The sequence below is a fragment of the Brevundimonas sp. AAP58 genome, assembly GCF_001295975.1.
GTDB lineage: Bacteria > Pseudomonadota > Alphaproteobacteria > Caulobacterales > Caulobacteraceae > Brevundimonas.
In genome coordinates this window covers 1-6143 of sequence record NZ_LJHU01000078.1, presented here as the reverse complement: position 1 = coordinate 6143, position 6143 = coordinate 1, and the positions used below count along the sequence as shown (strand labels likewise).

Here is a 6143-nt window from a genome sequence, read left to right as displayed (position 1 = left end):
AATCCTTGGCCGCATCCCCGCCGGGCGCTGGGGACAACCCGCCGACATCGGCGGGGCAGCGGTATTCCTGGCCTCGGCCGCGTCCGACTATGTGCAAGGGATCACCCTGCCGGTGGATGGTGGTTGGCTCGCGCGGTGATCCCGGTCTAGCGTCATCGCCATGACCATCCTCTGCTTCGGCGAGATGCTGCTGCGTCTCACGCCCGCCTCCGGTGAACTCCTGATGCAGTCACCCGCGCTGACCGTCCGGCCGGGCGGAGCGGAGACCAATGTCGCCGTGTCGCTCGCGCGGCTCGGAGCCGACGCCGCCATTGCCACCGTTCTGCCGGACAATGACCTGGGCCACGCCGCGCGTGACGAAGCCAGAAAGCACGGTGTGGACACCTCCCGTGTCCGCTTCCTGCCCGGTCGGATGGGGCTTTACTTCCTGACGCCCGGCGCCGTCCGCAGGCCGTCCGAGGTGCTCTACGACCGCGCCGGTTCTGCCTTCGTCCGCCATGTCGAGGAGGCGTTCGACTGGCCGACCCTGCTGCAAGGGGTCGAATGGCTGCATCTGTCCGGTGTCACCCCGGCGACGGGACCGGGCGGGTCGTCGGCGGCGCTGGCGGCCGTGCGTGCGGCTGCGGCGGGCGGGGTCAAGGTCAGCTTCGACGGCAACTTCCGCGGCAAGATGTGGTCGGAGTGGGATGGCGATCCCCCGTCGGTGCTTCGCCCCATCATGGAGGGTGCCAACCTTGCCTTCGCCGACGACCGTGACTTCGCCCTGATCCTCGGTCGGTCGTTCAGCAACCCGGATCCGACCCAGAGGCGCCGCGCGGCAGCGGCGGCTGCGTTCGAGACCTGGCCGAGGCTTGAGCGCATCTGCTGCACCCTGCGGATCAACGACAGCGTCGCCGACCAGACCCTGTCGGCCGTCATGATCACCCGCGACGGCGAACATCACGCCGCGCCCATCACCCTGTCGGGCGTCGTGGATCGGGTCGGCGGCGGCGACGCCTTTGCATCGGGCGTTCTGCATGGCGTGGCCAGGGGGTGGGCGGACGACGAGGCTCTGGCCTTTGGTCTCGCGGCGGCGGGGTTGAAACACTCCGTCCACGGCGACTTCAATCTGTTCAACGAGGCCCAGGTGCGAGCCGCCATGGCTGCTGACGGCTTCGATATCCGGCGCTGATCGCCAAACGCCGTTTCCGGATTTTTTAACCTCGGCCGTTCACCATCCGGGTTGGCCGGGTCTGTCCGGCTTTCGGAGAATGGCATGGCCGAATTGTCGGTCGCCCAGCGTGCGGTGCTCGCCCAGATGGTCGAGCGCTTGCCCGACAGGACGCTGAAGACCCTGTCCCTGGCCGTCGCCCAGATGCCGGGCGACAAGGCCCGCGCCCTGTCGCAGATGCTGGCCGAGGAGGGCGTCGACCGCAAACGCCGCGCTGTCGCCTTCGCCCCCATGATGCCCCTGTTCGCCCCGCGCCGGGACGGCGTGGAGGGCCTGGTCTTTCCGTCTAGCGTCCTGCCGCGTCTCTGGAAGGCGGCTTCAGCCACGGCCCCGGAACTGCTGACCACGCTCGACGACATCCGCCTGCGCGAGGATGATCCAAAGGTGGTGGCCGTGGCCGACCGCTACTGCATCGCCGCGTCCGGCGTGATCCGGGACCAGGCCGATGTGATCTGGCCGGCGACGCCCGGTCAGGAGGCCGAACGGGACGCGGGGCTGACCGACCTGGCGCGGTGTTTCGACCTGGCGGTCCTGGCGCGTCGCGCCCTGAAATCTCTGCCGCACTGGATTCTCAGACCCACTCCCGACCAGTTGGCGGAACTCAGGTTGCTGATCCGCGACGCCGGGGAGATCACGCCGGACGGCGGTCCGCGCATGCTGGAAATCCTGTTCGCCCATTTGGCGGACGCCTCGCTGGTGTTGCGTCTGGTCGTCCATTCCTCGCGCTCGGCCAGCAAGGAAGGCGTGCTGTCCGGCTCCGAGATGGCGGTCTTCGTCAACCGCCTGCTGGCCGAGGTCGAGGCGCGAGTGGCCCGGATCGGGGCCTTCAAGCCTGCGGCCGGCGTCGATCCCGGTCCCCAGATCAAGGCGGACATCGCCTGGTGCGCCGAGACGCTGGCGGAACTGGACATGACGCTCCAGCTCGATCCGAACGGTGAGTGGGGCACGACGGCGCGCGACGCCCGGACCCGCATCAACCGGGGTCTGTCGAACACCCTCAAGTCGACGGACAAGGCGCTCGACGCGGTGTTGCCGTTGAAACGGGTCAAGACCGCCGGGCGGATGACGCGCGAAGCGGCCGATCTTGAGCGCGCTGTCCCGCCCGGGGCGGTGCAGACCGCCATCGTTCTTCTGACGCTCGTCGGCGCCATGCGCACAGCAGCGCAGACCTTCGGGATTGAGAGTCAGAGATCCCAGCTGGTGCAGTCGGCGATCGACCGGATCACCACCTTCGTCGATCTGACGATCGAAGCCGTCAACGCAGGCGAAGCCGAGGACGAAGACCGCGCCTTGGCCCATGTCGAGACCCTGGCCAAGCTGCTTCTACTGATCGACGCGACCGAGCCGGCCCGCACGGTTCGCAGGCGCGCCGCCGCCGCCGGCTCGCTGGCCCGGACCGCCTGACCAAGACGCGGTGTCGCGGGCTCTCGCGGGAGCTCTCCGCTTGGTCTAAGCGTGTCCGCCATGATCGTTTTCTGGACCCTGACCGGTCTCGCCGCCGCTCTGGCGGGGCTGATGGTGCTCACCGGCGCGCGCCGGGGCGCAAGCGCGAGCGACGTCGCCGCGCCCACGGCGTCGGCCGAGCTGGCTGAGCTGGATCGGCTGAAGGCAAGGGGCCTGCTGGATGAGGACGCCTGGACCGCCGCGCGCGCCGAGGCCGGGCGTCGCCTGCTGTCCGAGCCCGCTCCGCAGGCGGCGCTGTCCGTCGGGCCGAGGGACCGCGCCATCACCCTGGGTGCCCTCGTGGCCACGGCGGCGGGCACCCTGGGGCTCTATTTCGTCATGGGTAGCCCCGGCTTCGAAGATCAGCCCTATGAGCGTCGCATCGACGAATGGGCCAGCCAGGCCGAGACGCTGGACGCGCCCCGCATCGCCGCGGTCCTGAGCCGCGCGGTCAGGCGCGAGCCTGACAATCACATGGCCCTGACGATGCTGGGCGCGGCCCGCTTCGAGGCGGGCGACCCGATTGGGGCGGCGACGGCCTTTCGCCGCGCCCTGACGCTCCAGCCCGATGACGCCACCAGCTGGGCGCGTCTGGGCGAGAGCCTGGTCCGCGCCGCCGAGGGCGAGATCCAGCCGGACGCCGAGGCCGCCTTCACCCGCGCTCTGGAGCTCGATCCGACCCAGCTGGGCGCGCGGTTCTTCCTGGGCGACCTCGCCATCACCCGGGGCGAGACGGAGCGGGCGCGCCAGCTCTGGACGCCGCTGATCGAGGCGCTCGATCCAGCCGATCCGCGCCGGGCCGACCTGACCACCCGTCTGGACGCGGCGGGATGACCCGTTGGACGCAACCGTCGGCGGAGATATGACGGCGTCATGAGCTGGCTTCCCAAATCGCCCAAGGCCCGACGTCGTCTGTGGGTCGTCGCCGCCGCCGCCCCCGTGCTGGCGCTGGCGGTCGGCCTGTCGCTGTGGGCCATGCAGGACAATGTGACCTTCTTCTTCTCGCCGTCGGAGGCGACCGAACAGGCCGCGCCGGCGGGTCGCAAGATCCGTCTGGGCGGTCTGGTGGAGGCCGGCAGCGTGGTCCAGCAGGGCGCGACCGTGTCCTTCGCCGTCACCGACAACGCCGCCACCAGCCGGGTGATCTACGAGGGCGACCTTCCCGACCTGTTCCGCGAAGGGCAGGGGATCGTGGCGGAGGGAACGTTCGGGCCGGACCGGGTGTTCCGCGCCTCCACCGTTCTGGCCAAGCACGACGAGACCTATATGCCGCGCGAGGTCGCCGAGAGCCTGAAGGCCAAGGGCGAGTGGCGGCCGGAAGAAGGCCCACCGCCCGCCAGCGCCGCCGCCCGGGCCGCCAGCGCCACATGATCGTCGAGTTCGGGGCCTTCGCCCTCATCCTGGCATTGGTCCTGTCGGTCCTGCAGACGGGACTGGCGACGGCCGGGCGTGTGCGGCGCAGCCCGCTGCTGGCCGGTGGCGCGGACGGGGCGGCGATCGCCACGGCGTTTGCCCTGGTGCTGGCGTTCGCGGCCCTGATCTTCGCCTTCGTGGTGTCGGATTTCTCGGTCGAGAACGTCGCGAGGAACAGCCACACCGACAAGCCTATGCTCTACAAGGTCTCGGCCGCCTGGGGCAGCCATGAGGGGTCGCTGGTCCTGTGGTGCGGGGTCATGGCGGTGTTCGGGGCGCTGCTGGCCCGCGCGCGCGGGCTGCCGTTTGGGCTCAAGACCTCCGCCGTCGCGGCCCAGGGCGCGCTGACGGTCATGTTCCTCGCCTTCGCCGTCTTCACCTCCAATCCCTTCGTGCGGATCGAGGACGCGCCGGTACAGGGCAACTCGTTGAACCCTCTGCTCCAGGACCCGGCGCTCGCGCTCCATCCGCCGCTGCTCTACTTCGGCTACGTCGGCTTCTCCGTGACCTTCTCGCTCGCCGTCGCGGCCCTGGTGGAGGGGCGGGCCTTCTCGGGCTTCTGGCCGGCGTGGGGGCGGTGGGTGCGACCGTGGGCCCTGGCGAGCTGGATGTTCCTGACGCTGGGCATCACGCTTGGATCGTTCTGGGCCTACTATGAGCTCGGCTGGGGCGGCTGGTGGTTCTGGGATCCGGTCGAGAACGCCTCCTTCATGCCGTGGCTGGCGGGCACGGCCCTGCTGCACAGCGCGGTGGTGACCGAACGGCGCGGCGCGCTGGCGGGCTGGACGGTGTTCCTCGCCCTGCTGGCCTTCAGCTTCTCCATGCTGGGGGCCTTCCTCGTTCGATCCGGCGTCCTGACGTCGGTGCATGCCTTCGCCGTGGATCCCGAGCGAGGGCTGATGCTGCTGGGTATCCTCGCGGTCGCGGCCGGATCGGCTTTCGCCCTGTTCGCGTGGCGCGCGCCCCAGCTGAAGGGCGGTGGCCTGTTCGCCCCGGTCAGCCGTGAGGGCGCGCTCGTATTGAACAACCTTTTCCTGACCGTGGCGGCGGCGACGGTGCTGCTCGGCACCCTCTATCCGTTGATCCTGGAGGCGGCGACCGGAGAGACCATCTCGGTCGGGCCGCCCTATTTCGCCCTGACCTTCACGCCGCTGATGCTGGTCGCCTTCGTGATCCTGCCCGCCGGTCCCTTGCTGGCGTGGAAGCGGGGCGATGCGGTCGGCGCGATGCAGAGGCTGGCCGTCGCAGGCGGCATCGCCATCGCCTGCGGGTTCGCCGCCTGGCTGGCGTTCGAACCGAAGAAGGCGCTGACGGCGGCGGGCATCGCCATCGGGGTCTGGCTGATCGCCGGGGCCCTGGCCGAGGTGGTGGAGCGCATCCGCCTGTTCCGCGCGCCGCTCGCCGAGGCTCTGCGCCGCGCGCGCGGCCTGCCGATGGGGGCCTGGGGCATGACGCTGGCGCACGCCGGGCTGGGCGTCTTCGTGCTGGGTGCCGTGGCCGAGACGAGCTTCAAGCTGGAATCGGCCGAGGCCCTGCCGATCGGGGGCAGCGTCATCGCCGGGCCGTGGAAGGCGACCCTGACCGATGTCCAGATCGTCGAGGGCCCGAACTATCTGGCCGAGCAGGGGGTGGTCACCGTCACCTCCGTCGACGGCCGGGCGACCCCGCGCACCGTGACGTCCGAGCGTCGCTTCTTCCCGGCGGGAGGACAGACGACGACAGAGGTCGGTCTCGATTTCCGGGGGCTGGACGACGTCTATGTCGTCATGGGCGAGCGGCGGGCGACGCCAGAGGGTGAGCGCGCCTGGACGGTCCGGATCTATCACAACCCCTGGGCCCGGCTGATCTTCCTGGGTCCGGCCATCATGGCGTTGGGCGGGATTCTGTCCCTGTTGGATCGGCGGCTGCGTCTGGCCATGCCGGGGCGTCGCAAAAAGCCTCTCCCCCTCGAGGGGGGAGAGGTTGGAGTGGGGGTGGACGCGCGATGATCGGGCTGAGGCGCAGAGACTCCGTCCGCGTCTTCGGGGGGCCACGGTCCCGCCGTGCCTCCACCCCCCCCCCCCCCCCCCCCCCCCCC

6 protein-coding genes are annotated in these 6143 nt (G+C 70.4%); all 6 read left to right on the top strand.

Annotation, left to right across the window (positions count from 1 at the left end):
* A partial coding sequence (locus tag IP78_RS15040; RefSeq protein WP_156320288.1) for an SDR family oxidoreductase occupies positions 1-139 on the top strand: 139 nt, incomplete at its 5' end.
* 21 nt (positions 140-160) lie between these two features.
* Positions 161-1171 (top strand): sugar kinase, encoded by a 1011-nt coding sequence (locus IP78_RS11000; RefSeq protein WP_054111731.1) that lies wholly within the window; start codon positions 161-163, stop codon positions 1169-1171.
* Positions 1172-1255: 84 nt separating this feature from the next.
* Positions 1256-2614, top strand: a complete 1359-nt coding sequence (locus IP78_RS10995; RefSeq protein WP_054111730.1) for a hypothetical protein — start codon at positions 1256-1258, stop codon at positions 2612-2614.
* 60 nt (positions 2615-2674) lie between these two features.
* Positions 2675-3487: a c-type cytochrome biogenesis protein CcmI gene (gene ccmI, locus IP78_RS10990; protein WP_054111729.1), complete on the top strand. Its 813-nt coding sequence runs from the start codon at positions 2675-2677 to the stop codon at positions 3485-3487.
* A gap of 39 nt (positions 3488-3526) precedes the next feature.
* The gene (gene ccmE, locus IP78_RS10985; RefSeq protein WP_054111728.1) at positions 3527-4024 is read left to right on the top strand and encodes a cytochrome c maturation protein CcmE; all 498 of its coding nucleotides are present in this window, start codon (positions 3527-3529) and stop codon (positions 4022-4024) included.
* The gene (locus IP78_RS10980) at positions 4021-6054 is read left to right on the top strand and encodes a heme lyase CcmF/NrfE family subunit (RefSeq protein ID WP_054111732.1); all 2034 of its coding nucleotides are present in this window, start codon (positions 4021-4023) and stop codon (positions 6052-6054) included. The genes ccmE and IP78_RS10980 overlap by 4 nt, the downstream gene beginning before the upstream one ends.
* Positions 6055-6143 lie beyond the last annotated feature (89 nt).

Excerpts from the sequence above, each read along its gene's own strand:
- IP78_RS11000 (WP_054111731.1), top strand. The coding sequence starts at position 161 with ATGACCATCCTCTGCTTCGGCGAGATGCTGCTGCGTCTCACGCCCGCC.
- IP78_RS10995 (WP_054111730.1), top strand. The coding sequence starts at position 1,256 with ATGGCCGAATTGTCGGTCGCCCAGCGTGCGGTGCTCGCCCAGATGGTC.
- ccmI (WP_054111729.1), top strand. The coding sequence starts at position 2,675 with ATGATCGTTTTCTGGACCCTGACCGGTCTCGCCGCCGCTCTGGCGGGG.
- ccmE (WP_054111728.1), top strand. The coding sequence starts at position 3,527 with ATGAGCTGGCTTCCCAAATCGCCCAAGGCCCGACGTCGTCTGTGGGTC.
- IP78_RS10980 (WP_054111732.1), top strand. The coding sequence starts at position 4,021 with ATGATCGTCGAGTTCGGGGCCTTCGCCCTCATCCTGGCATTGGTCCTG.